At 65.5% G+C, this 23,322-nt stretch carries 28 protein-coding genes; 13 read left to right on the top strand and 15 right to left on the bottom strand.

Features of this window, described 5'->3' with window-relative positions:
* Window positions 1–52 precede the first annotated feature (52 nt).
* From AB0J47_RS01965 to AB0J47_RS01975, 3 genes are all read right to left on the bottom strand, one after another.
* Complete coding sequence (locus tag AB0J47_RS01965) at window positions 53–340, bottom strand: putative quinol monooxygenase (RefSeq protein WP_364339390.1); 288 nt, start codon at window positions 338–340, stop codon at window positions 53–55.
* Between the two features lie 119 nt (window positions 341–459).
* Window positions 460–693 carry a hypothetical protein gene (locus AB0J47_RS01970; RefSeq protein ID WP_364339392.1) on the bottom strand — a complete coding sequence of 78 codons (234 nt, stop codon included), beginning with the start codon at window positions 691–693 and terminating at the stop codon, window positions 460–462.
* A 206-nt stretch (window positions 694–899) separates the two neighbouring features.
* Window positions 900–2,036: an NAD(P)/FAD-dependent oxidoreductase gene (locus tag AB0J47_RS01975; RefSeq protein WP_364339394.1), complete on the bottom strand. Its 1,137-nt coding sequence runs from the start codon at window positions 2,034–2,036 to the stop codon at window positions 900–902.
* Window positions 2,037–2,118: 82 nt separating this feature from the next.
* Between AB0J47_RS01975 and AB0J47_RS01980 the strand changes: the two genes are divergently transcribed.
* Window positions 2,119–2,793 carry a helix-turn-helix domain-containing protein gene (locus AB0J47_RS01980; RefSeq protein WP_364339396.1) on the top strand — a complete coding sequence of 225 codons (675 nt, stop codon included), beginning with the start codon at window positions 2,119–2,121 and terminating at the stop codon, window positions 2,791–2,793.
* A gap of 9 nt (window positions 2,794–2,802) precedes the next feature.
* On the opposite strand, the gene AB0J47_RS01985 is transcribed toward AB0J47_RS01980, so the two are convergent.
* Complete coding sequence (locus AB0J47_RS01985; protein WP_364339398.1) at window positions 2,803–4,005, bottom strand: erythromycin esterase family protein; 1,203 nt, start codon at window positions 4,003–4,005, stop codon at window positions 2,803–2,805.
* 112 nt (window positions 4,006–4,117) lie between these two features.
* Here AB0J47_RS01985 and AB0J47_RS01990 point away from each other — a divergent pair, with 112 nt between their 5' ends.
* Complete coding sequence (locus tag AB0J47_RS01990) at window positions 4,118–4,810, top strand: MerR family transcriptional regulator (RefSeq protein ID WP_364339803.1); 693 nt, start codon at window positions 4,118–4,120, stop codon at window positions 4,808–4,810.
* A 136-nt stretch (window positions 4,811–4,946) separates the two neighbouring features.
* On the opposite strand, the gene AB0J47_RS01995 is transcribed toward AB0J47_RS01990, so the two are convergent.
* Window positions 4,947–6,269 (bottom strand): deoxyribodipyrimidine photo-lyase, encoded by a 1,323-nt coding sequence (locus tag AB0J47_RS01995; protein ID WP_364339400.1) that lies wholly within the window; start codon window positions 6,267–6,269, stop codon window positions 4,947–4,949.
* Window positions 6,270–6,284: 15 nt separating this feature from the next.
* Window positions 6,285–6,887 carry a lipocalin family protein gene (locus AB0J47_RS02000; protein WP_364339402.1) on the bottom strand — a complete coding sequence of 201 codons (603 nt, stop codon included), beginning with the start codon at window positions 6,885–6,887 and terminating at the stop codon, window positions 6,285–6,287.
* Between the two features lie 177 nt (window positions 6,888–7,064).
* On the opposite strand from AB0J47_RS02000, the gene AB0J47_RS02005 reads away from it, so the two are divergent.
* From AB0J47_RS02005 to AB0J47_RS02030, 6 genes are all read left to right on the top strand, one after another.
* On the top strand, window positions 7,065–7,907 hold the full coding sequence (locus AB0J47_RS02005) for a MerR family transcriptional regulator (protein WP_364339404.1): 843 nt from the start codon (window positions 7,065–7,067) through the stop codon (window positions 7,905–7,907).
* A gap of 244 nt (window positions 7,908–8,151) precedes the next feature.
* Window positions 8,152–8,565: a hypothetical protein gene (locus tag AB0J47_RS02010; protein ID WP_364339406.1), complete on the top strand. Its 414-nt coding sequence runs from the start codon at window positions 8,152–8,154 to the stop codon at window positions 8,563–8,565.
* Window positions 8,562–8,762: a DUF6186 family protein gene (locus AB0J47_RS02015; RefSeq protein WP_364339408.1), complete on the top strand. Its 201-nt coding sequence runs from the start codon at window positions 8,562–8,564 to the stop codon at window positions 8,760–8,762. Before AB0J47_RS02010 ends, AB0J47_RS02015 begins: the two co-directional genes overlap by 4 nt.
* Window positions 8,763–9,050: 288 nt before the next feature.
* Window positions 9,051–9,470, top strand: a complete 420-nt coding sequence (locus tag AB0J47_RS02020; protein WP_364339410.1) for a hypothetical protein — start codon at window positions 9,051–9,053, stop codon at window positions 9,468–9,470.
* 101 nt (window positions 9,471–9,571) lie between these two features.
* Window positions 9,572–10,702 (top strand): PLP-dependent cysteine synthase family protein, encoded by a 1,131-nt coding sequence (locus AB0J47_RS02025; RefSeq protein WP_364339412.1) that lies wholly within the window; start codon window positions 9,572–9,574, stop codon window positions 10,700–10,702.
* Entirely contained in the window at window positions 10,699–12,072 is a 1,374-nt protein-coding gene (locus AB0J47_RS02030) for an MFS transporter (RefSeq protein WP_364339414.1), read from the top strand. The genes AB0J47_RS02025 and AB0J47_RS02030 overlap by 4 nt, the downstream gene beginning before the upstream one ends.
* A gap of 76 nt (window positions 12,073–12,148) precedes the next feature.
* Here AB0J47_RS02030 and AB0J47_RS02035 read toward each other — a convergent pair whose 3' ends face one another.
* The 3 genes from AB0J47_RS02035 to AB0J47_RS02045 form a co-directional block, all read right to left on the bottom strand.
* The gene (locus tag AB0J47_RS02035) at window positions 12,149–13,612 is read right to left on the bottom strand and encodes a TIGR00366 family protein (protein WP_364339416.1); all 1,464 of its coding nucleotides are present in this window, start codon (window positions 13,610–13,612) and stop codon (window positions 12,149–12,151) included.
* 161 nt (window positions 13,613–13,773) lie between these two features.
* Entirely contained in the window at window positions 13,774–15,051 is a 1,278-nt protein-coding gene (locus AB0J47_RS02040) for a DUF6596 domain-containing protein (protein ID WP_364339418.1), read from the bottom strand.
* Window positions 15,052–15,066: 15 nt separating this feature from the next.
* Complete coding sequence (locus tag AB0J47_RS02045; protein WP_364339420.1) at window positions 15,067–15,486, bottom strand: YciI family protein; 420 nt, start codon at window positions 15,484–15,486, stop codon at window positions 15,067–15,069.
* A 448-nt stretch (window positions 15,487–15,934) separates the two neighbouring features.
* Between AB0J47_RS02045 and AB0J47_RS02050 the strand changes: the two genes are divergently transcribed.
* Window positions 15,935–16,585 carry a hypothetical protein gene (locus tag AB0J47_RS02050; protein ID WP_364339422.1) on the top strand — a complete coding sequence of 217 codons (651 nt, stop codon included), beginning with the start codon at window positions 15,935–15,937 and terminating at the stop codon, window positions 16,583–16,585.
* A gap of 83 nt (window positions 16,586–16,668) precedes the next feature.
* On the opposite strand, the gene AB0J47_RS02055 is transcribed toward AB0J47_RS02050, so the two are convergent.
* The 6 genes from AB0J47_RS02055 to AB0J47_RS02080 all read right to left on the bottom strand — a co-directional run bounded on the left by AB0J47_RS02055 (window position 16,669) and on the right by AB0J47_RS02080 (window position 20,472).
* Complete coding sequence (locus tag AB0J47_RS02055; RefSeq protein ID WP_364339424.1) at window positions 16,669–16,848, bottom strand: hypothetical protein; 180 nt, start codon at window positions 16,846–16,848, stop codon at window positions 16,669–16,671.
* A 46-nt stretch (window positions 16,849–16,894) separates the two neighbouring features.
* On the bottom strand, window positions 16,895–17,464 hold the full coding sequence (locus tag AB0J47_RS02060; RefSeq protein ID WP_364339426.1) for a putative glycolipid-binding domain-containing protein: 570 nt from the start codon (window positions 17,462–17,464) through the stop codon (window positions 16,895–16,897).
* Window positions 17,465–17,490: 26 nt separating this feature from the next.
* Window positions 17,491–18,834 carry a family 1 glycosylhydrolase gene (locus AB0J47_RS02065; RefSeq protein ID WP_364339428.1) on the bottom strand — a complete coding sequence of 448 codons (1,344 nt, stop codon included), beginning with the start codon at window positions 18,832–18,834 and terminating at the stop codon, window positions 17,491–17,493.
* 78 nt (window positions 18,835–18,912) lie between these two features.
* Window positions 18,913–19,335, bottom strand: a complete 423-nt coding sequence (locus tag AB0J47_RS02070) for an NUDIX domain-containing protein (RefSeq protein WP_364339430.1) — start codon at window positions 19,333–19,335, stop codon at window positions 18,913–18,915.
* A 72-nt stretch (window positions 19,336–19,407) separates the two neighbouring features.
* Complete coding sequence (locus AB0J47_RS02075) at window positions 19,408–19,785, bottom strand: hypothetical protein (protein WP_364339432.1); 378 nt, start codon at window positions 19,783–19,785, stop codon at window positions 19,408–19,410.
* Between the two features lie 114 nt (window positions 19,786–19,899).
* Window positions 19,900–20,472 carry a 2'-5' RNA ligase family protein gene (locus AB0J47_RS02080; protein ID WP_364339434.1) on the bottom strand — a complete coding sequence of 191 codons (573 nt, stop codon included), beginning with the start codon at window positions 20,470–20,472 and terminating at the stop codon, window positions 19,900–19,902.
* Between the two features lie 816 nt (window positions 20,473–21,288).
* Between AB0J47_RS02080 and AB0J47_RS02085 the strand changes: the two genes are divergently transcribed.
* The 4 genes from AB0J47_RS02085 (at window position 21,289) to AB0J47_RS02100 (ending at window position 23,256) form a co-directional block, all read left to right on the top strand.
* On the top strand, window positions 21,289–21,600 hold the full coding sequence (locus AB0J47_RS02085; RefSeq protein WP_364339436.1) for a hypothetical protein: 312 nt from the start codon (window positions 21,289–21,291) through the stop codon (window positions 21,598–21,600).
* 5 nt (window positions 21,601–21,605) lie between these two features.
* Window positions 21,606–21,863 carry a hypothetical protein gene (locus AB0J47_RS02090; RefSeq protein ID WP_364339438.1) on the top strand — a complete coding sequence of 86 codons (258 nt, stop codon included), beginning with the start codon at window positions 21,606–21,608 and terminating at the stop codon, window positions 21,861–21,863.
* A 413-nt stretch (window positions 21,864–22,276) separates the two neighbouring features.
* Entirely contained in the window at window positions 22,277–22,534 is a 258-nt protein-coding gene (locus AB0J47_RS02095) for a hypothetical protein (RefSeq protein WP_364339440.1), read from the top strand.
* 77 nt (window positions 22,535–22,611) lie between these two features.
* Window positions 22,612–23,256, top strand: coding sequence for a DUF1109 domain-containing protein (locus tag AB0J47_RS02100; RefSeq protein ID WP_364339442.1), 645 nt, complete (start codon window positions 22,612–22,614; stop codon window positions 23,254–23,256).
* Window positions 23,257–23,322: the final 66 nt, after the last annotated feature.

Consider the following 23,322-nt stretch of genomic DNA (forward strand, 5'->3'; position numbering starts at 1 on the left):
CGCACGTTAAATTTCCCTCTGCGGACGGTTCGGGTCCGCAGAGGGTTGGGGTTCAGAGGGTGTCGAAGAACTCGAGCCTCGGGGGTGCGGCCAGAAGTGGCGTCATGAGCTTACCGGCGGCGCGGAAGTGGTCGGAGCGGGTGTGCGCCTCCAAAGCTTCCTTGTCGGAATAGATTTCGAAGAAGCGGTAATTGTTGGGATCGGCCTGCGAGCGGGTCAGCTGGTAGGTGTGATTGCCGGGCTCGTTGGCCCGGACCTGCGTGACGAGGTCGGCGACGACGGATTCGAACTCGGGGCCGGCCCCGTCCTTGACGGTCACATCGGCAGTTACGGCGAGCATGGTTCTCCTCAGGGTGAGTAGATGACGGACTGATGGTGTCATCGATGCTGCGGACCGCGATGCCCGCCCGCTCGGCGGCGTCGAACCAACGCGGATCGGTTCTCTCCTCGAGGAGGGGATCAGCGAGGGGAATCGGTGTGCAGCCAGTGCCATGCGACGACACCGACCCACAGTTGGAAAGCGAGCGTGCTCACGGCCAGCACCGGAAACAGCGCGGAGTGGATGAGTGTTGCGCTGCCCGCCAGGCTCAGCGCGAGCACCGCTGTGCCGGCGCGGTGCAGCCACCGCACGCCGGGCGCACTCATGCGGCGCAGACTCAGCACGATCGCGGCGACGAACAGCAGTCGCGGCATCGCCGACAGCGCGAGACCGAAGGGTGATGGATTTGCGAATGCCCAGCGTCGACGGGGCCGAAGCGACGCCGTCGACGCACTCGGCGAGGGCTGTCGGTCGCGCGGCCGCGGGCGAACCGGTGGTTTCCCGGTCGTATGTGAGACGCCGCTTTGGCCGGCGTCGTTGGCCGGGCAGCTGCTGCCGGGCCGGGCCGACGGGCGTCCGATCAGCGCTCGACAGGTTCAGCGCCGGTGAACATGTCGATAAGGCTGTGTGGGGCGTTGCTGTCGAGGTAGAGCGGGAGAAGTTGTGCGGCATCGGCGGCGGCTTCGGCGCTACGGGAGAACAGGGCATCCTCGTATTCGGTGAGTGCGGCCTCGATGTCGTCGGGGCGAGCGGCGATGGCCTTGCCGAGCTCGGCGCCGTCGAACATGGCGAGATTGGCGCCTTCGCCGGAGGGCGCCGTCAGGTGGGCGGCGTCGCCGAGCAGGGTGACGCCCGGGACACGGTCCCACCGGTGGTCGCTCGGTAGGGCGTGGATGGTCCGCAGGACCGGTGCGGTCTCACCGTCGGTGATGAGCGCCGTGAGCTCCGGCGCCCAGCAGTCGAACTCCTCGGCGACCCGGGCGGTGGCCGTGCCGGGATTGGAAAAGTCGATGCCGTCGCCCCACTCTCGGGGCTTGTTGAGTTGGACGTAGGTATGCAGGACGCCGCCCGGTTCCCGGTGGGCGACGATCCCCTTCCCCGGCGCGAGCGCGAACATCGAGCCTGCGCCGACGGCCTTCGCGCTCGCAGGATGGCGCTCGTCACTGTCGAACAGGTACGTCTCGATGAACACCGTGTCGAAGTACTCGGGCTCAGCGCCGGACAGCAGGGGACGCACGCGCGACCACGCGCCGTCCGCGCCGACCAGGAGGCCGGTCGTCCGGGTCGATCCGTCGACGAAGGTGAGCTCATGCCGGCCGTCGCCGAGGGAACCGACAGCGGCGACCTTTCGCCCCCAGGCGACCGTGTCGGTGGGCAGCGAGTCGAGCAACATCTGGCGCAGCCGACCGCGGAGCACCTCGGGCCGCCCGCCGGTGCCGTCGTCGGGCCGGTCGAACAGGACGGTTCCGTGCATATCGAGCACCCGGATCGCCTCGCCGCCCTCGTGGATGAGGCCGAGGAACTGGTCGAACAAACCGGCGTCCTTCAGGGCGAGCTGGCCGTTGTGGTCGTGGATGTCGAGCATGCCGCCTTGTGCGCGGGCGGTCGGGGAGGCCTCCGCTTCGTAGATGGTCACCGGGATCTCGTGGATGTGCAGGACGCGCGCGAGCGTGAGCCCGCCGAGTCCTGCGCCGATGATCGTGACTGGTGTGGCCATCTCGATTCCTTTCGCCGGGCAGCTTTGGAACAGTGTTCCAATATAGTTTGGTACGGCGTTCCAAACATGTCAAGATGAGGACATGACACAGCGGCGTGCGGACGCTCTGTCCCAGGAGCGCATCGTCGAAGCAGCCGTGGAGTTGCTCGACGCCGAGGGTGAAGCCGGGTTGACCTTCCGCCGACTCGCCGGGCACCTGCGGACCGGGCCCGGCGCGATCTACCACCACGTGGCGAACAAGAGCGAGTTGCTCATCGCCGCCACCGATGCCGTTCTCGCGCCCGCGATGACCGCCGGTGTAGCCGATGACGTGCGGGAGGAGGACGCGGTCAGAGCGGTCGCGCTCGCCGTCTTCGACGCGATCGACGCGCATCCGTGGGTCGGCACGCAGCTCTCCCGCACCCCGTCGCAGCCGGCGATGCTGCGGATCTTCGAACGCATCGGACGGCAGGTTCGAGCGCTCGGCGTTCCGGAAACCGCCGAGTTCACCTCGGCGTCCGCGCTGCTGAACTACATCCTCGGCGTCGGTGGGCTCAACGCCGCGAACGCCCGCGTCCTGGAGCAGGGCACGAACCGGACCGATTTCCTCACCACGGTGTCGGTCGCGTGGGCGAACCTCGATCCCCAGCAGTACCCGTTCACCCGTGACGTTGCCGGGCAGCTGCGCGACCATGACGATCGTGAGCAGTTCCTCGACGGCATCGACCTCATCCTCACCGGCATCCGCATGCTCGGGCGCCGTTCCCGGTCGAGCTAGAGTTTGCTGCTACCAGTATTGATACCGTTTTCCATCGGTGTCGGCGATGAAGATGACCGCATCGGCGCCGCCCAGCTCTGCCGGGTTCAGTGGGATGTGGCCGGGCACAATCGGTTTGCCCGTGCCGATCGACGGGGGCAGCGCGGCACGCAGGGCCGGTGTCGGGAACAGAGCACGACGGGTCGTCGCCTCGGCCAACATGCCCTGGAGGGTGCCCGGGGCGCTGTCGGGGTTGGCGTCGGTTGCCAGGAATGCGTAGCGCTCGCCGAGGGTGAGTCCGACGAGTGCTCCGGCGCTTCCCCAGCTCACCTCGCCCTCGTCATGCGCGCGTTGTAGGTGGGCGTTGTGCGCGAACACCAGGCTAGGCCCGCGTTGCTGCTCCTGGGCAACGATCGCGAGCAGGTTCTCGGCCATCATCTCGGCGCGCACGCTGAGCAACAGCGCGATGCGATCGGGCACGGGACTGGCCATGGCCGCGTGATAGCGCAGCAGGCCCTGGGCGGTGCGCGCATGTGCGACGGCGCTGGCGTAGCCGGTTGGGTCGGCGGCGTGCAGGTCGGGTGCCGCGCGGCGCAGCGCACTCGCGAGGTCGTCGGCGATGATGCGCAGTGCGCGGGCGCGATCGGAGTTGCCGATGGACACTGCCGGGTCGAACATGGCCGCCGGGTTCGACCAGTCCGTGTCCTGGCCGAACAACGTGTCGAGGTCGCGGGCCGATTCGGGGCGCAGCGCCGCGGGCAGGTAGTCGTTGACCGAGGACAGTGCGTGTCGCGGGCCCGGTGCACCGGCGTACTCCACCGGTGCCTCGAAGCCGTAGAAGCGAACCCGGTCCGACGGTGTGCGGCCGGCGTTGTGCGTGCGGAGCCATTCGACGAGTTCGCGGTTGCCCGGCACAGCGCCGAACCCGTGGCTGAACCCGGTCGCCAGCACCTCGTCGATTTCGGCGGTGGATCCGTCCACGTAGTCGTCGACAACGGATGCGGCAAAGAAATCGGTTTCCAGCACGATCGATCGATACCCCCGTTCGACGAGGTGAGTGAGGATTTCGTTGCGCAGCAACGGGAATGCCTCGATCCCGTGTGTGGGTTCGCCGAGGGCGAGCAGGGTCGGCGGCTCGGTGTGTGCGGCGAGCAGTTCGTCGAGGGCTTGGCCGAGGCTTGCCGGGTCGTCGAGTTGGTGGCCGATTCCACGTAGTGACGCGGCAGTAGACATGAACACCCCTTCCGGAAGGAACTGCCCTCAACGCTATCGTTGAAGAATCGGGTGAAGCTTCTAGGACTTCTACCTGGAATCAATACATCAAAGCCTCAATCGGAGGTTCGAGCTGCGGCCCATCGACCTCGCCCGAGAACACGGATTGTCCGCCCAAGCGATCCGCAACTACGACGACGCGGGCATCCTCCCGCCGACCGAGCGCAGCCAGACCGGCTACCGGCGCTACACGCCCCTGCACGCACAAGCTCTGCGTGCCTTCCTCGCGTTGCGCGGCGGCCACGGGCACCAGCAGGCGATGGAGATCATGCGCTCGACCAATCGAGGCGATAGCGAGTCCGCCTACCGGCTCATCGACGCCGCGCACGTTGCGCTACTCGCCGAGCGCAACACCCGCACCGAGGTCGCCACCGCCCTCGGCGCCCTGTCCACTACTCCCACTCCCATCAGTGGTCGACCCCTGACCGTGGGCGAACTCGCGCGCCGGCTCGGCGTGCACCCGGCAACCCTGCGCACCTGGGAGACCGAGGGCATCCTGCGCCCCGAACGCGACCGGGTAACGGGCTATCGCGAATACGGACCGGACTGCGTGCGCGACGCGCAGATCGCACAACAACTCCGCCGAGGCGGATACCTGCTGCACCAGGTCGCGCAGTTCCTCGACGCGCTGCGCGACGCAGGCGGTACGGACGCGTTGAGCGCCTTCCTCGACGCCTGGCAGGATCGGCTGACCACACGAAGCCGCAACCTTCTCGCCGGCGCGGCCCAACTCGACGCCTACCTCGCCCTGCTCGATCTGACCTAGCGAGCGTGGCCGACGAGCGAGAGCGACGTCGATGTCGGACGCCGGCCGAGCTCCAGCAGTGTGGGCGGACGGTGTGGGATCGTGGCTTTGGTGCGGGCTGCCGGAACTCCTTCCGGCCATCCGATCGGGATACCGATCACATCCCGGGAAATTCCACCAACGGCGCGGGATAGATATCCGCCGGCACTGCGGCACGCCAGGGCCGGTGCACCGCAGCGCCCGGCAGATGGGCCAGCTCCGGAATCCAGCGCCGGACGTACTCGCCATCCGGGTCATGGCGCTCGGCCTGCCGAAGCGGGTTCAGCACCCGATTCGGCCGGGTATCGGTGCCGGTGCCGGCCACCCACTGCCAGTTGAGCTGATTGTTTGCGACATCGGCGTCGACCAGCCAGTCCCGGAAGTGCTCGGCGCCGATGCGCCAGTCGATTCCGAGCGTCTTGGTCAGGAAGCTGGCGGCGATCAACCGGGCCCGGCCGGGCATCCAACCCTCCTCCAGCAGTTGGCGGAGCCCGGCATCAACGACGGGATAGCCGGTTCGGCCGCCGCGCCAGGCCGCGGCCGCAGCGGGATCCTCCCGCCAGGCCGTGCGCCGCGACCGGTAGTCGTGCCATCCGGCATCGGGCCGAGCAGCCAGCAATTGGTGGTGGAAGTCCCGCCACGCCAGCTGGCGGGCGAACGCCTGACCGCCCGCGCTCGACAGATCCGTCCGAGTGCGCACCTCGGTCGGCGACAAACAGCCGAAATGCAGGTACGGGGACAACCGCGAGGTGGCGTCGGAGGCCAGATCGTCGCTGTGGTTCGCGTAGTCGAGGACCGCCCCGGACAGCCACTCGGTCAACAACTTTCGGCCGGTGATCGCGCCGCCGACCGCGAGCCGGGGCGACCCGGTACGGTCGCGGGCGGCGTAGTCCGGCAGCGGCTCACCGGTCACCGGCGTCGGAACAATGAGTTCCCGTGGTGCGTGCAGCGGGCGGCGCAGCGGCGTGTTCAGCCACCGGCGGTAGTACGGGGTGAACACAGCGAAATGATCCCGGCCGGACGATGGGGACAGCTCCGCCGGATCGACAGCGGTGATCGAGCCGGGATGGGCGTGCAGCAGGCAACTGCGTGCGGCCAGCCGCTCCCGCAGCGCGGCCTCGCGTTTGCGGCTGTACCAGCTGACATCACGGGCGACGTGCACGCTGTCGGCGTGAACCTCCCGCACGATCCGATCCACTTCATCGACGACGTCGCCGTAGCGAACCACCAGCCGGCCACCGGCAGCGTGCAATTCGGTGTCCAGTTCGGCCAGCGCAGCCGCCAGGAATCGGGCCCGATTCGGTGACGAGCGACCGGCGACGATCTGCTCGTCGACCACGAACAGCGGCACCACTGCGGCACCTTCCCCGACCGCGGCGGTGAGCATCGGATTGTCGCGCACCCGTAGGTCGCGGGTGAACAGTGCGATGGTGATGGTCATCGAATCGAACCTCGCTCAGGCCGTGCACAGTGGCGCGACAGCCTCGACTCCGCTTGTGGTGGGCGAGGTCAGGTAGAGGCAATCGTTTTCCCCGGCCGCGCCTATCGCGGCGCGTACGCTGCGCCATTCGTCGGCATCGAGCGTTCGAGTCCGCGCCAGGACGAACCCGGAGATCCGGTGTGGGTCGGTGACCAGCGCCCAGGAATAGTCCGGCCCGAGTGAGGTCACGATGTAGTTCGGCTGGCCGTAGAGCTGGTCCTGCGTGGGCACACCCGGAAAACTCACGTGCAGCTGGGCTTCGGTGACCGGATCGGACACGGTGGCGGTGCCGGTGATCTCGTTCGGGGTACCGGCCCAGGTGGTGCAACTGTTGTGCACCGATACGTTGCCCTGCGGGTCCAGCGCGTATTCGGCGTGGGTGTCGCGGGCACAGTTGAGATTGAAGAACTGAGGCACCGCCGCGAGCTGATACCAGGTGCCGAGATAGCGGTTCAGATCCAGGTGGGTTACCGGAGCCGGGCCGGCCCAGGCCGCCGGCGCGGTAAGGGATAGTGCCGCGGCCGTGGACGCGGCGACGACGGCGAGTCGGCGGAGCGGACGTAGACCAGGCACGATCACTGTTCTCCTTCGAGGTCGATGGAATTCCCACCCTACCACCTATCGATGCATAATCGATGCAGTCGGAGCGAGTAGACTCCGGCCCGACACCGAGGAATCGTAGGAGAGCCCGATGCGAATCCACTGGGTACGTGGTGCCGTCCACGACATCCGGTGGCGGGCAGGCAGAATGAGCCCATGACCGCCGGTACCACCTCCGATTCCGCAGTGGGGTACACCGTGCGTGCGGTCGCCGACCGCCTCGGCATCCCGATCGCCACCCTGCGCAGCTGGAACCAGCGATATGACATCGGACCGACTCGCCGACGACCGGGGCAGCACCGGCTCTACACCGAGGCCGACATCGCGGCGCTGGAACGCATGATCGCGCTCGTGCGCGCCGGTGCCAGCCCGGCCGGTGCCGCCGCGGCGGTGCAGGGGCCGGCCGTCGCGGCGGGCGACCGAAAACCTTTGCTGGCAGCGGCCTTCGCCCTCGACTCCGCTACGGTGTCCGGGCAGCTGGCCGCGCATTTCCGCGACTACGGCGTGCTCGAAACCTGGAACGAACTGTGCCGCCCCGCGTTCGCCGAGATCGTCGCCGAACAGCGGCGTGGCGTCGGCTGTATCGACGTCGAACACTTACTGTCCTGGTGCGTCACCGCGGTGCTGCAGCGCAACTATCCGCCGCTGCCGGCTCCGGAACAGCCCACGGTGGTGCTCGCCTGCACCAGCGGTGAGGCGCACGCGCTGCCGCTGGAGGCGTTGCGCGCCGCCCTGGTCGAACGCGGTGTCGGCGCACTCATGCTCGGCGCCGACGTACCGGCCGGCGCCCTGGCGAACGCCTTGACCCGGCGGCCGGCACCGACCGCCGTGATGCTGTGGTCCCACCAGGAATCGACTGCGCTCGTCTCCGCCGTCCGTACCTGCGTCGACGCGGGCGCGGACGTATTCGTCGGGGGTCCGGGGTGGGAGGCGGTGCGGCTGCCGGCGCCGGTTCGCACACTCGGCAGTCTCGACGACGCCATCGCACAATTCGCCTGATTTCCGCACTAGGGTCGACCTGGACCGATTTGCGAACCCCTGCCCGAATACCCCGCGTCGGCTTGCTTCACGACAGTCATCAAACGATGCATACTCGATGCATTTTGTCGGTGCTGTGGCGCTGGCCGCGGCTGGAATCGCGGGACTGCTTGGTCGACGTGGCTGCTCTTCTCGTCACCGACTCGATGTGGAGATGCCACCGATAGCTGCCCGAATCCGGCGCTACGGGACTTATTCTGCCCACATGGCAGGGGCACCGGCGCTCTCGGCGCGACCAATCCGACGGCGGATGCTGCTGCTGGCCGTCGGTGCTGTGCTGGCGGTGGGTGGGGCCGCCACCCGACCGTTCAGTTGGTCGGCAACCGTGCTGGTGGTGGTGCCGGTGGTGTTGGTGTTGGTGTTGGCGTTCCGCACGAGACCCGAGCAGATTCCACGCACCGTCCGGCTGCGGCGTGGAGTGGCTGTTTGGTCAACGCTGTTGGTCGGCGCTTCGGCGTGGGAAGTGTATGCCTTTGTGCGGCAAACAGATTGGACACGGCCGAGCGACCTGCACCCGACTTTGTCGACACTGCTGGATCCGGCACTCGAGCATTGGCCGCTGCGGGTGGTCGGATGGCTGGTGTGGTTGGGCGCCGGCTGGTGGCTGGTGTCGAGATGAGCGATCGGGTGGTCGTCATCGTCGGGTTCGTGCTGGTGCTGGTGGTTACGCTCGGCGTAGTCGTGATCACGCATGTGCGCCGGGATCTGGTCGCGCCGGTGGGTGAAACGATTGCGTACCTCACGCGGACTCGGGTGGCGAGGATTGCCGGTGTCCTCGTGTGGGCGTGGGTCGGCTGGCACTTTCTCGCACGGTAGGGGTAGCCGGGGAGTCGTTGCCGTCGAACGTGCCCGAACTCGGTTCGTGGATCTGATCACATTAATCCAACTAGCTACGTACGGAGACAGTAGATTATTGCTGCGGGATGTCGATCGGGTACCCTGGAGGCGTCGAGGCTGAATGTCCCAAAGTTGTTCGTGGTCAAGTTGATTCGTTGGGCAGGAGCTGCATAGGTGAGTCGGACGGGTTGTCGTCGCCGAACCGCAGTGTTGTCTCTGCCATCGCAGTCCGTACTCGGATGGCGAGGGAGCGGCAGCGGCGCCATCGTGAGCCTCATCGGTCGGTTGCGGCTCGGTGGCTCTGCGCTCGCACTGCTTGCCGCAGTGCTGCTCGTAGCGCCGATGTTCGACTGTGCGCTGGCGGAAGAGCACTCCCACGCACACGCGAGTCACGCTGCGGCGCAATCGGCTATTCCGCTCTCGGCAGATCTGCACGCCGCCGCCATCCATCCGCCCATTTGTGCCTGTTCGCTACATGCCGGGCATTGTGTGCTGAAGTCATTGCTGCCCAACGGAATTGGTCAGGTTCCTGCCCTGCTGTTGGTTATGTTGGCCCTGGTGGCGGCCATGGGTTCCGTCGCCGCGGCGACCCCGGCCGGGCTGAACGTGCGCGGCCCGCCGGTCATCCGTGTGCCCGCTGCTCGCGGCCGCGTCATTCTGACGCATCTCTGTATCGCTCGACGCTGATCGGTCAGCGCCAGGCCGACGTTTGCTTTCGTCGGCCGGTGTCCGCTGCCCGCTCACGTCCTTACCGCCCAAGGGCGGATTCGATACAGGAAGCGACAGTCATGGACAAGATCGTGCTCGATAAGCGCGTCGAGACACCCGCGCTGGCTCTGGTCACCGCACCGATGGCGGCCCGACATCCACAAGCTTTGGTGGGCAACACTCCGGTGGTGTGGGTCGGCGCGCCGCTGGCGCCCGCAGATCGCGGATTCTGGGCCAAGCTCGAGGGATTCAATCCCGGGGGGATGAAAGACCGGCCCGCACTGCATATGGTGCGCCGTGCCGAGCAACGTGGTGATTTGGCGCCGGGTGCGCGCATTATCGAATCTACCAGCGGCACACTCGGTCTCGGGTTGGCGCTGGCCGGAATGGTTTATCGGAACCCGGTCACCGTGGTGACCGATCCGGGACTGGAGCCCATCGTCGCGCGAATGCTCGCCGCCTACGGTGCGCGGGTGGATCTGGTATCCGAACCGCATCCGACCGGAGGCTGGCAGCAGGCCCGCCGCGAACGGGTCGCGGAACTGCTCGATCGCGAGCCGGACGCATGGTGTCCGGATCAGTACAGCAATCCGGACAATGTCATCGGCTATGAATCCCTTGCGCTGGAACTGGTACAGCAGCTCGGCCGGATCGATGTGCTCGTATGCGCGGTCGGGACCGGCGGGCACTCGGCGGGGGTGGCTCGGGTGCTGCGCGCGTTCAATCCGGACCTGAAGCTGATCGGCGTGGATACGGTGGCGTCCAGCATTTTCGGTCAACCGGCGGGTCCGCGCCTGATGCGCGGCCTCGGTTCGAGCATCCATCCGTCGAATGTCGACTACGCCGCATTCGACGAAGTGCACTGGGTCGCGCCCTCGGAATCGGTGTGGGCTTGCCGAACCCTGGCCGCGACTCACCATGCCAGCGGCGGATGGAGTGTCGGTGCGGTCGCGTTGGTTTCGGGTTGGGCGGCGCGAACGCATGACGCGGGCACCCGCATCGCCGCTGTCTTCCCGGACGGCCCACACCGATATTTCGACACCGTCTACAACGACGCGTACTGCGCGGAGCACGGCCTGCTGGATGCCACGCCACCGATCGAGCCCGACACCATCGGTCATCCAGCGGAGCGGGTGGTTCGCTCATGGACCCGCTGCAGCACAGTCGTCGACCCACGAAACCTCGTGCGGGACAAGGGGCCAGCGGCGTGACGGTATTCGCGAAGTTCCGCAGCTTCGATCTCGCCGCGCGGTTACTGATGATCAACCAGTTCGGCATCAATCTCGGCTTCTACATGTTGATGCCGTACCTGGCCGGGTATCTGGCGGGCCCATTGGGCCTGGCGGCGTGGGCCGTCGGGCTCGTGCTCGGAGTGCGCAACTTTTCCCAACAGGGCATGTTCCTGGTTGGTGGCACATTGGCTGACCGCCTGGGGTACAAGCCGCTGATCGTCGCTGGATGTCTTTTGCGCACAGTAGGTTTCGTGCTACTGGTGTTCGCGACTTCATTGCCCGGCCTGCTGATCGCCTCGGCCGCAACAGGTTTCGCGGGCGCACTGTTCAATCCAGCGGTGCGCGCGTACCTTGCCGCCGATACCGGTGAGCGCAGGGTAGCGGCGTTCGCCGTGTTCAACATCTTCTACCAGGCGGGGACCCTGGCGGGTCCGCTGGTCGGATTGGCATTGATGGCGCTCGATTTCCGAGTCACGGCCGGTGCGGCGGCGGTGGTCTTCGCCGGGCTGACGGTGGCGCAGCTGTGCGCGCTGCCGACCCGGCGCGGCGAGCAGACCACGGAGCGAACCACCGTGCTGGAGGATTGGCGCACGGTATTCGGCGACCGGCGTTTCGTCGCATTCGCGGTGGCGATGATCGGTTCCTACGTGCTGTCGTTCCAGGTCTATCTCGCGCTGCCGCTGCAGGCCGAATTCATCGCCGGTGCTCGCTCGGACACGCTGACCTCCGCGATGTTCGTGGTGTCGGGCGCGGTTGCCGTTGCCGGACAATTACGTATCACAGCGTGGTTCCGTGCTAGGTGGGGGTCCGGGCGCAGTCTGGTCGTCGGTATGGGCGTGCTGGCGGTGTCGTTCGTGCCATTGGCGGTAGTACCTGGCCCGGGGCGATTCGGTGTGGCCGCCGCGGCAGCGGTGCTTTTGCTGGTGGCGGCGCTGCTCGCGGTCGGCACGGCCGCGGTATTCCCGTTCGAGATGGACACGGTTGTATCGCTGTCCGGCGGAAAGCTGGTGGCGACCCACTATGGCTTCTACAACACCGTGGTCGGCATCGGAATCCTGGTCGGCAATCTGGCCACCGGCGTTGTGGTGGGTGCGGCCCGCGCAGCAGGCTTGGATTGGGCGGTGTGGATCGGACTAACGCTCATTGGGATCGTCGCGGCGTTCGCGCTACACCGGTTGGACCGCAGTTCGGCAGGAAAACACACTGTGGCGCAGCCACATTCGGACCCGCACGTGGGCCGCTATCGAGGAACCGTACAGGCAGCGAGCGTGATGCGGGAATCGACAAGCCGCACATCGGAATCCACGGGCCGACGTCGGATGCCGCCCACCCCGGCCGCACGGCGGTAACCACGGTGGGAGGCCGGAACCAACCGGCCTCCCACTCGGCGACGAGGTCTATTGCGGACTCGTATCGGGGCAGGGGTCATGGAGTGGTGGGCAGGATCGGGGGAACGTATTCGAATGTCATTCCGAGCAACCATACGAGAAGCAGTACTACCGGCAGGTGGAATAGGAACTGCAGGAACGTGAATCCGACGAGGTCGCGTGCCCGCAATTTGAGCACTGCCAGCAGCGGCAGCATGAAGAACGGGTTGATCAGGTTCGGCAGTGCCTCGGCCACGTTGTAGATCTGTACCGTCCAGCCGAGATTCATGTGGACATCAGTTGATGCCTGCATGACGTAAGGTGCTTCGACCAGCCATTTTCCGCCGCCGGACGGGACGAAAACGCCGAGTACGACGGTGTAGACGGCGATGACGATGGCGAAGCTTCCGCCGCCGCCGATGTTCGTGAAGAAGTGCGCGAGGTGTTCGGAGATGGTGAGTCCGCCCCGGCCTTTGGCTTTGGTCAGGATCGCGGCCATGGCGGCGTACAGCGGGAACTGGACGAGAATTCCGGCCGTGGCGGGTACGGCGAGGGAGATGGCCTGCAGGAACTTACGCGGGGTCCCGTGCAGCACCAAGCCGAGCATGAGGAAGACGAGCAGATAACCATTCAGGCTGCTGACCACGGTAAGTACCGGTTTGCTTGTGAACTGGGAGATCAACCAGCCCACCGTCATCACCCCGGCAAGGATCGGCAGGACACGGCTGTACTCGAGCCATTCCCCGGGACGGGACCGTGGTGCTACGTCCTCGGGCTGGTCATCCAGATCGATGTCCAGATCCTGTGCGGTCCTGATCGCGGCGTCCTTCGGCGCCGAGAAGTGTGCGATAACCACCGTGAGCGCCATGATTAGGGCGCACATGAGCAGGGACTGCCAGGTGAAGATCGTGTGCCCGAAGTCGAGGACACCCGTGATTTTCAGCAGGGCCGGAGGCAACGAGGTTGCGGTGGCCTGTAGCTGCGCGGCCGAGGAGGATATTCCCAGCGCCCACACCGCGCCCAACCCCATGAACGCCGCCGCGCCCAGCGCGCGATAGTCCACGCGCAGATCGGTCCGGCGGGCGATGGCACGGGCCAGCAGACCGCCGAAGACCAGGCTGAGTCCCCAGTTCAGAAACGATATCGACATCGACAGGAATGCCACGAAACTCACTGCGCTGCTGGCAGTTTGCGGCACGGTGGCGAGTCGGTCGATCAGCCGGGCGACAGGTGGGGAGGTGGCGATGACGTATCCGGTGAGCACCACCATTGCCATCTGGAGGGTGAACGCGGTCAGATCCCAGAAGCCGTCGCCGAAGGCGTTCGCTACTGTTCGCGGCGACGAGCCATTGGCCAGTGCGGCGACGGCCACAATGAATACACCCGCCAGTGCGACGACGTAGGCGTCCGGGAACCACTTCTCCGTCCACCTGGCCAGTGACTGCGCAACCCGCGCAAGGCCCTTCTCACGGCTGATTGCTTCAGCCTTTTCGGGGCCGGTTTCCGTGCTGGTGGACGTCATCTCGTGGTTCCTCATCTTTCTCTCCGCACGAGGCTGCCCGATGCATGTGACGCACCGCACAAGGCTCGCTTGGCGAGTATCGAGGGCCCCTTGCGTCCAGACAAGAGAGAAATGCGCAGGTACGGTCTGCAAAAATGCAGAAACAGGCGGTGGTATGGCGCTCAGCCGAGTTCGGCGAGCTTGCGCCGCAGCACCGTCCGCTCGCGCTCGTTGCCGCACAGCTTTGCCGCGCGCTCCAGTTCGGCGCGCGCCTCATCGGTGCGTCCCAGGCGGGTGAGCAGCTCACCGCGAACGCTCGACAGCAGATGCGAATCCGACAGCGCCCCACTCGCCGCCAATCTGTCCACGATCGGCAGCGCCGCGGCGGGTCCCTGGGCCATCGAGACCGCCACCGCCCGGTTGAGGTCGACCACCGGCGACGGGGCCAGTCTGCCGAGCGCCTCGTAAATGACCACGATGCGCTCCCAGTTCGTCGTCTCGACCGAGGCTGCGACGGCATGACATTCGGCGATCGCCGCCTGCAAGCCGTAGGCCCCGAGGCCACGGCCGACCTGCCCCGCGCGGGCCAGGGCAGCCCGCCCCCGGCGGATCGCGGCGCGGTCCCAGCGACGACGGTCCTGCTGCTCCAATAAGACCGGCTCACCGTCCGGTCCGGTGCGGGCCGGGAAGCGCGCCGCGGTCAGTTCGAGCAGCGCGAGCAGACCAAAGACCTCGGACTCGTTCGGCACCAGCCGGGCCAGCACCCGCGCGAGGCGCTGTGCCTCGCCCGCGAGCTCGAATCGGATCAGCTCGCCACCGGAGCTGGCCGAGGAACCTTCGGTGAAGATCAGATAGATCACGCTGAGCACCGAGCCGAGGCGCTCGGCTCGCTCTTGGGCCGACGGCACCTCGAACGGCACCCGCGCCGCCGCCAAGGTCTTCTTCGCGCGGGTGATCCTGGCCTGCACGGTGGCAGTCGGCACGAGGAATGCCTTGGCGATCTCATCGCTGGTCAGACCGCCGACCACCCGTAGGGTGAGTGCCACCCTCGCCTCCCGGGACAACACGGGGTGGCAGGAGATGAACATCAATGCGAGCACGTCGTCATCGATCCGGTCCGGATCCCACAGCATGTCCTCGGACTCGCGAGTGGGTTCGCTCCCGGAGACCACATCGCCCTCGCCCAGATCCCGGGCGAGGGCGGCATATCTCTCGTCGAGGGCGCAACGCCGGCGGAACGCGTCGATCGCCCGACGCCGCCCGACCGTGAGTAACCACCCCGCGGGGTTGCGCGGCGCGCCGTCACGTGGCCATGTCACCAGGGCCTCGGCCAGCGCCTCCTGGGCGAGGTCCTCGGCCAGCGCGAAATCGCCGGTGTACCGCGCGAGTGCACCGACGATCCGCGCCGACTCGATCCGCCAGATGGCGGCGACGGCCGCACGGTCGGTGTGATCAGCCATCGCCGTTCGATCCGCTCAGAGCTGACCGGTCGCTTCCCGCCACTTCCGTTCTTTCTGGATCCACTCGTTGTCCTGCGGGAACTCATCGATCGTGGTGACCCGGCGGATCTCGGTCTTGAAGCCGGGACCGGTGAGCGGCGACCGTTTGGCCCACTCCACGGCTTCCTCCTTCGATGCCACGTTGAGAATGTAGAACCCGCCGAACAGCTCCTTGGTCTCGCCGTACGGTCCGTCGGTGACCACGGGCGTCTCCGTGGAATAGTCGACGACCACGCCATCGGCGGCATCATCGAGCCCCTCCGCGGCGACCAGCACGCCCGCCCGGATCATCTCCTCGTTGTACCGACCAACGGTCTCCAGCATCTTGTCGAAGTCGATATTCGCCATCCCCGCATAGGCCTCGTCGGTGGCGCGCCAGATCAGCATGTACTTCATGGGTTTGTCTCCTCGACTAGTCGGGTCCCTCTCGGACCCTCTCACCCCTTAGTCGAACGGGGAACGTCGAAGATCGACGCGCCGCCGAAAATTCTTTGCGAGGCCACGAGCATGGCCAGGGGCGGAATTCGACAGTCAGCTGTTGTGCTGATGCCGCAGGTAAGTGAGCCGCTGGCCTGGCTTCACCCTTGCCGACCGGCTTGTCGGCGTTGAAACAGGCGGCGGATTCGGCTTCGGATGCCGGGGGTGTCCTGAGGGAGGGGAGTGACGGGTTCCTCGGTCGAGGTTGCTCGAGCGAATCGCACGTGTAGTTGTTCGCGGACTTGGTCCGGAGTGTAGGCGCGGCGGCGTCGTTCGGCGCGCACGATCACTACACCGGTTGCGACTACACCGGCGGCACCTGCCAATCCCACTGCCTTCCACCACCTCATACGAATAGGCTACGTCCATGACGGGGACGAGCATCAGTCTCGATCGGGCGCTCGAGCTCACCAGAACTGGCGATATCTGGTTGTTCCGTGGGCATTCGACGGCCGACCGTGCGATTCGGATGACGACGAACAGTCCGGTGAACCATGTGGGAATGTCGGTTGTGCTCGATGATCTGCCCGCGTTGATCTGGCATGCGGAGCTCGGTCGATCACTGCCCGACATGTGGTCGGGTGTGGCGCACCGCGGCGTGCAGTTGCACAACCTGCGTGACGCGGTGTTGGTGTGGACACATCGCTACGGTCAGCAGGCGTGGTTGCGCCAATTGAACCGTCCGGCAACCAAAGAGATGGAAGACGGCGTGCTGCGCACCATCGCTCGACTCGATGGAACTCCCTTTCCTTCCACCGCCGGTCTTGCTGGACGATGGCTACGCGGTCGAGTGCGGCTCCCACGCCGCCGGGCGGGTCGAGCGGTTGTCCAGGAGTTGGAAAACGCGTATTGCGCGGAGATCGTGGCCGCGACCTACCAGTCGATGGGACTGTTATCGCAACAGCGAAGCCCCAATTGGTATGACCCCGGTCGGTTTTGGAGTGGCGACGGACTGGAGCTGAGTGGCGGCTATGAACTGGGTGGCGAAATAGCCGTGCAAACACCCGCCAGCGCCTGACCGCGGACGAGGGTGTGCGCAATTCCCGGTGTTCACATGAGAGATGCTGCACGAGAGCGTAGGTCGTCGCTACGCGGTGGGCTTTAGGAAGCGCGGAGTCCGTCCAGCACGAACCGCAGGGATCGCTGCCATTCCGATTCGCCGGCGTTGTCACCGAGCAGCGACAGGGCCCGGACAAGCTTCACCACGTCGTCGTCGGTGGCGTCGGCGCGTAGCGTCCCGTCGCGGCGCGCGCGGTCGAGCACTGTCGACAGATGGGTCATGCCCCGCGCGCATGCCTGGGCCAGTTGTGATGGGGACGTGTCGGTCTCATTGGACACGCGTTGCGATGCCTGGATAGTCGAGGATCAGGCCGTGTTGGTCGTAGGTGAGGCTGCAGGCGAAGTCGAATGCGGGGGCCGCATAGTCGTAAACCTGTTCGCTGGCACGCGAATACGTCTGCTCCAAGTGGTCTACCGCAAGCCCGACCGCTCGGACGTATGCGGCCGGTGCGGCCGCCGCATGTCCGATCGGCAGGCTCAGCCGGTGCACCGGAAAGGTATTGGTCACCGCTGACGCCTCCAGGTCCAGATCCAGACAACCACGCAGATGCGGCGCGGGAACCCCATCGATCTGCCAGTGGCCTATGCCATCCGCCTCGATAACGATGGTGCGGGTTACGCCCTCAGTCCGGCCGGTGATTCGCGCTGACCTGGTCAACCACGATTGGTCCACGTCGATCACATAGTCCACAATCCAGGATTGACTGCCCTCGGTGGCCGTGGTGACGCCCGCAACCCGCCGTCCGCCATGGTCTGCGGTGAAGTAAGCGACCTCGAAACCCGTTCGAGCCCCTACGTGCCGCCACGACGCAACACTCGGCAAATCTAGGAAAGTCATCGGCAATAGGCAGTCGGTGCCGCAGGCTACGGGTTTGCGACCGGGCTCAGGCAGCTGGCCGGTGGGTCGACGAGGACGCAGAACGATGGGGGACGGGTGGGGCGGTAGTCGGCGGGGAGGCCGCCTGCTGCGATGAGCTGGGTGTAGGTGCCGACGCCGTCGGTGGGGCGGCGGGTGAGGGAAGGGTCGGTGCGCACGTCGACGGTGTAGAGGCCGAAACGTGGTGTGTAGCTGCCCCATTCGTAGTTGTCGGTGAGGCTCCAGTAGTTGTATCCGATGACGTTCATGCCGTCGGCTTTGGCGCGTTGGATCCAGTAGACGGTGTCGCGGAGGTGATCGCTGCGGGTGTAGCCGTCGCCGCGGGGGATGCCGTTTTCGGTAGGCATGCCGTTCTCCACGATGTAGAGCGGTTTGTTCGGGAACCGGCGCGAATAGTATTGCAGCGCATAGTAAATGCCCTCGGTGCGCACGGGCAGCTCCCAGATGCGTTGTCCGGGCAGCTGCGGCATCGCCGACCCGATGGCCCTGGTGATGGAACTCAGCAGCGACTGCACCGGATCGTAGGCGAAGTAGTAGTCTACGCCCACGTAGTCGAGCCGGTTCGCGATACGATCGACGAACTCGCCGTTGACCTGCGCCTCCGAGCCCGCGACGTAACCGACGTTGCTGGTCACCTGAGCACCGGGCTCGACCTCGTGGATGTAGTCGTAGATGGCGTTGTGGGCCTGCGCGAGGCGGTCGAGCATCTCGGGCCCGCTCGCCGCGCCTCGGCTGGTCTCGTGCACGATGTAGGCGACCGGCTCGTTCACAGTGACCCACAATGGATTTCGCGATGCGTAGCGGTCGACGACCGTACGCATATTGGCCAGCCAATCCCCGACCATGCCCGGGTTGCGCCAGCCGCCGCGGTCGGCCGCCCAGCCGGGGTAGACCCAGTGGTCCAGGGTGATCATCGGTCGCATCCCGGAAGCCACGATCTTCGCGATCACCGCGTCGTAGAAACCGAACGCGCCCGCATCCCAGGTGCCCGGCGTGGGTTGCACACGAGCCCATTCGATTCCGATCCGGAACACCTTCACACCCAGCGCGGCCGCCAGGTCGATGTCGGAGGCATATCGGTCGTAGAAGTCGACCGAATCCTGCAGTGCGTCGGCACCGGAATTCGCGATGTAACGCGTCCAATTGCTGTCCGGCGCATGACCTTCGGACTGAAATCCGGAGGAAGCGACACCCCAGAGGAAATCCGAGTCGAGTGCCGGTAGGGCGTTCGAGCGGATCGGCGGGACGGCGGAGGAGTTCGTGCAGAGCAACAAGGTCGACGCGGCGGCGGCGAGCGCGGCCAGGACGTACCGACGGAACCGGGATCGCATCAATTCAGGGTAGCTCGGTCGCCGCCAGCGCTGGACGAATCACGAATGCTGGCCTGATTTGCCGCATTTGCAGCCGTGCTATTCGTCGGCCTTCCAGCCGTGCCAGAACGCCCGCGTGCCCCGTGCGACGACGGTTTTCACAGCTGCTGGGCGCAGGTCGGTTCTGTCGATCTGATCGATTGGGAGCCAATCGAATTCGAGATGGTCTTCTTGGCTGACCGGTGTGCCGTCGAGTTCGGCATCGAAGATGAGATTGACTTCGTGGTGTGCAGTGCCACGATCGTTGTACCCGTGCTCGACTACACCGGCGAAGCCGACGATCCTGCTGGCGGTCCCGAGTTCTTCGGCGAGTTCGCGGATCAGTGCGGATTCGACCGGTTCGCCGGGCTCGACGTGCCCGCCGGGGAGGAAGACCCAGCTTTTGCCGCGTTCGCGTGCCACGAGTATCCGAGCGCCGTCACGGATGACAGCGCGGGCGATGATTTCGGTGGTGGCGTTCATCGGTTGCCCATCGTGTCAGAGATCGCACCGGGCACGGTGCCCACCGCTCGGGGAGCGAAAAGGGAGAAGCGCCTACTGCTTCGAGTCCGTCTCGCTAGTCCAGACGGGCCGGGCGGTCTCGGAGTTCGATGCTTCTCCCAACAGGTGAGCCTTCATCCGCTGCGAACCCGCTCGCGCGGTGTCGATGATGTGCGCGGCCTCGCGCCCGGTCAGCCCGAGTCGCTTTGCCAGCTCGAGCGGCACTGTTTCAGCGTCGCCGATCAGCTCGACGAGCAGACGGTTGCGGGCTTGCTCGGCCGCGTGGATCTCGTTCTGAGCGGCTCGGAATACTTCCGAGCGCTCTGGTTCGCGACCGCCCTTGGCGCGTGCGAGCGTCTCGCCGGTCGACAGCAGGCGGGCGCGAGCGTCCGCGAGCCGCAACCTGACCTCCGCCTCGCGGTGTTCTGACATCGCAATCGACCCCCCCAGGTGTGAAGACCGTCGGTTCGAGCGTATCGGTACTAGTCGTCCGTACGATCTCGGTGTGTTCCTGGAGTACCAGTGATAGTCGACAGCGTCGAACTGTTACTGGATTCCGACTGAGTTGGAGGTGCCCAGCGGCACCTTGGCGATCTCGCGCCATTCATATTTGTGGTTGTCCCGATTCAGCTCGATCAGTGATACGGCTTTCACCTGCTCGACAACCTCGATGTCGCTCAACTGATTTCGGGTGAGTAGGTCACGCAGGACGGCCATCGGTGCCGCGCCGGTGGAGTAGGCGAGAGTGAGGTGGGGTTGAAACCGGTCGTGGCGTTCGGGCACGTTGTCGATGCCCCACACGTCCGCGATGGCTTGTTGGAGCGCGTGGCGCACTTGCTGGAAGCTTTCGGTGTTCGAAATCGGCATCCCGACGGTTTCTGCATCCACTGTGGGCGGCCCGATCCGCGCGTCGAACGGTTGACGCCGGGAAAGGTGTTCGGCGGCGGCATCAGCGATTCGCTCGGTGTCTCGCGCCGCGACCTCATCGGTGAACCCGATGCCCTGGATCGTGATGTGTAGTCCCTCTTTGCCAACAGGGTCCATCGTCGGAATTTGCGCCAGCATTGGTTCGAACAGGTCGACGAGACGTCGAACCTGGGAGTTGTCGGTGAAGGTCACGTGCCAGGTATAGAACGACCGGCCCACTCTCCAACCTGGACGCCACCACCAATGATCATGCGTTGAACCTTCAGCCATGTGAGTCAGTTTCCGTTCGTCCCGGCTGCAAGCGCTGGCAAGGGCCCGAGATCGGCGAGTTGTCGAAATGCCGACGCGACATGTAGACCAGTGCAGAACAGCAAATTACCCGCTCTTAACCATTCTCACGCCGGTTCCGCACTGTTATGGACCGATTCCTTTGCTGCAGGCTCATTTCAACACCTGACGCAGGTCGCAGGCAATTTCCATCCAATGCGCGAGATGTCCGAGCTCTAGGCACGCGGTTGGACGCTACTGCCGGGGCTGCATCGATTGCCGTAAGAGGGGACAAGATGCCGACGCGATTGGACATCGCAGAACTGACGACTCGCGACTGCGGTGCGCAGCTCTCATCGAGGACATCGACCGGGAGCAAGCCCCGTCCATCGTCACTACTCATAGCGGACGTGGACCGCCGTGCCGGCCGTTCCGCGCGGCACTCGGCCGTCTCTCCGATGTCATCCGCTGATCCGAGCCCGCGATCATGGCGTACATCTCTCGGCGTCGGGTACCACGATCGCAACATCGGCGGGAGGAAACCATGACGAATGCAAGTCTGCCGCAACGTGTTCCGTTAATCGGGCCGGTAGCGGGATATAGCGGCGCACCTGTGGATGTGGTCGAGATGTTCGCGGATGCGGTTCGTGAGTGGGCCGAGCGGTCTGTGTCCGCACAGTCGTCTCGGTGCCGGGGTGTCGATTCCTCCGGCATCGGGCGTACCAACCAGAAAGGGGTGTGATGCGCCGAGATAGGTTGCGCACCAGTCGAACTCGGGATGGACGCAAGGTCGCGGTGTGGCGGTTGGCGGGGAAGTCCGCGCGCATCGTGCGCGTGCAATTCATTTCCGAATCTTTCACCGCGTACCGCTTGCCTTCGCGCACACCGCTTCCGGAAGTGCAACCGGGAACAGTCATATTCGAGCCGTACCCAGATCTGGCCGCTGCTCGGGAGTTACTTCCCAAGCACGGCGACCTGTGGGATGCGCTTCGTGACGACTACTGGGCAGCGCTGATCAATCTGACGGACCTGCCGAACTCGTTGGAGGCGTAGATCAGATGTTGGAGATAGATCTGTCCCATCGAAGCGAAATCGCCCCATCCGTGCGGGCATTGCTCGCCGTCTTCCATGAGGACACGCACCACAAGCTCGCGCTCGCGCCTACTGACAGCACTCCGATCTATGAGTGGTTCTCCGATGGCTGGCTGAGCCGGGTTGACGAAAACGGCTGGATTTCCGATTTGGACGCGGATTTGGATAAAGACGACGCGATCACCGTCATGCCGACCAGCGTTCACGACACAGAAAGGTCATGAGTGTGATCGGCGGCCGTTGCAGGTACGCGAGATTTGCTGCCCACCAAGGGATTACAGGGGAACAGACCTTGCAACTAACCGCCGGGCGAACGTCCCGGTTCGGTCATTCTCAGGGGAAGTCATGACCAAACTCGTCCAATTCCTTACGATCGGCGCCGCTTTAGCCGTCGGCCTGGCAATCCAACAGCCAGTAGTGGCTGCCGAACGTGGTACTTCACCTTGCGAATTATGCGGCCGCAACCGATTCCAAGATGCCCGATCCGCGCCTCAACATCGCGACTTGGACCCAATGTGAGCCCGGAGCATGGCAGGGCGTGGCTACGATGTGGGTGGCCGTGAATGGTGTGACTGTCAGCTCACCCGGGGCACAGACCATGCCCACCATCATCACTTGCTGAAAGACGGGACCGGTAATGAAGCTCCGACGAGCTACCTGGTCACAGCGTTGGTACTGGCTCCGACGCGATATCGGGGTGTTGACCGAACGCCTAGCGCCGAGTGCAGGAACCGGCTACCCGGTGCGTCGGGAGTTCGGTGGGTGGGCCGTGCGCCCACTGCGTGGCTGGCGTCGGTGGCGGTGGATTACGCCTCCGATGTACTACACCCGCGCTATCCCGGCCAGCGACGAGAATGCCGCGTTGGACTGGGGGATGGGGCGCCTGGGTATATAGCGACCCTACCGGCCACCGGAGCCTGGCCCGGCCGAGTTCGCCGTTCGGTTGAGGGATCACTGAGCGCGAGTCATGCGTTGGTTGCAGTAGTCGAGACAGGATTCCCGATCGAAACATCATTCGCTCATCATGGGCAGTCCGACGGCGGGCAAGGCGCTGCCACGGCGCCGGGTTCCATAGTCCTGACCGGGGCAATCGTTGGTGTTGCGTTTCTTCTGTGCGTCCACCTCGACTGGGCTCCGTTCGTTGGGAACTTAACCGGTCCTGATCAGCTTGTAGTTCTGGTGATCGGCGGGGTTCTGCTGGGTGTTTCGCTCCTGAGGTGGGCGATCAAGACGCTGTATCTGCTCGGGCGAGAGCATCGGTGGTCCTGGAAAGTCGCTGCGGTGCCGGTGATTGTGGTCGCGGGGCTGGTGGCCGGGTTGATTCTTCGGCCTGCGAGCTTCGGCTCCGCACGGGCGGAGATGGAAGGTGTCGCGGTCGAGATGCTGCGCGAGGATGGCCCGAGTACCCGCCGCGACGTGAGTCCCGGCGGGCTCGACATCAGTTTGGTTCACCGTGAGTCCGATGGGCGCGTCTACTTCTATGACGCCGATGGTTTCGTGGGTTCGACTGTCCGCGGTTGGGTCTATTCGCCCGATAGCGAACCGGTAGGCAGTGGCGGGCGACGGTTCGAAAAGCTGTCTGGAGATTGGTATTCGTTCGTCTTCGATATCGAATGACGTCGTCGGTGGCTCGACTCCACCGTGCGCGATCGTGAAATATCAAGTGGCAGTGCCCATCTGCAC

Origin of the sequence: Nocardia sp. NPDC049737, assembly GCF_040674755.1 — a bacterium.
In the GTDB taxonomy this organism is placed as follows: domain Bacteria; phylum Actinomycetota; class Actinomycetes; order Mycobacteriales; family Mycobacteriaceae; genus Nocardia.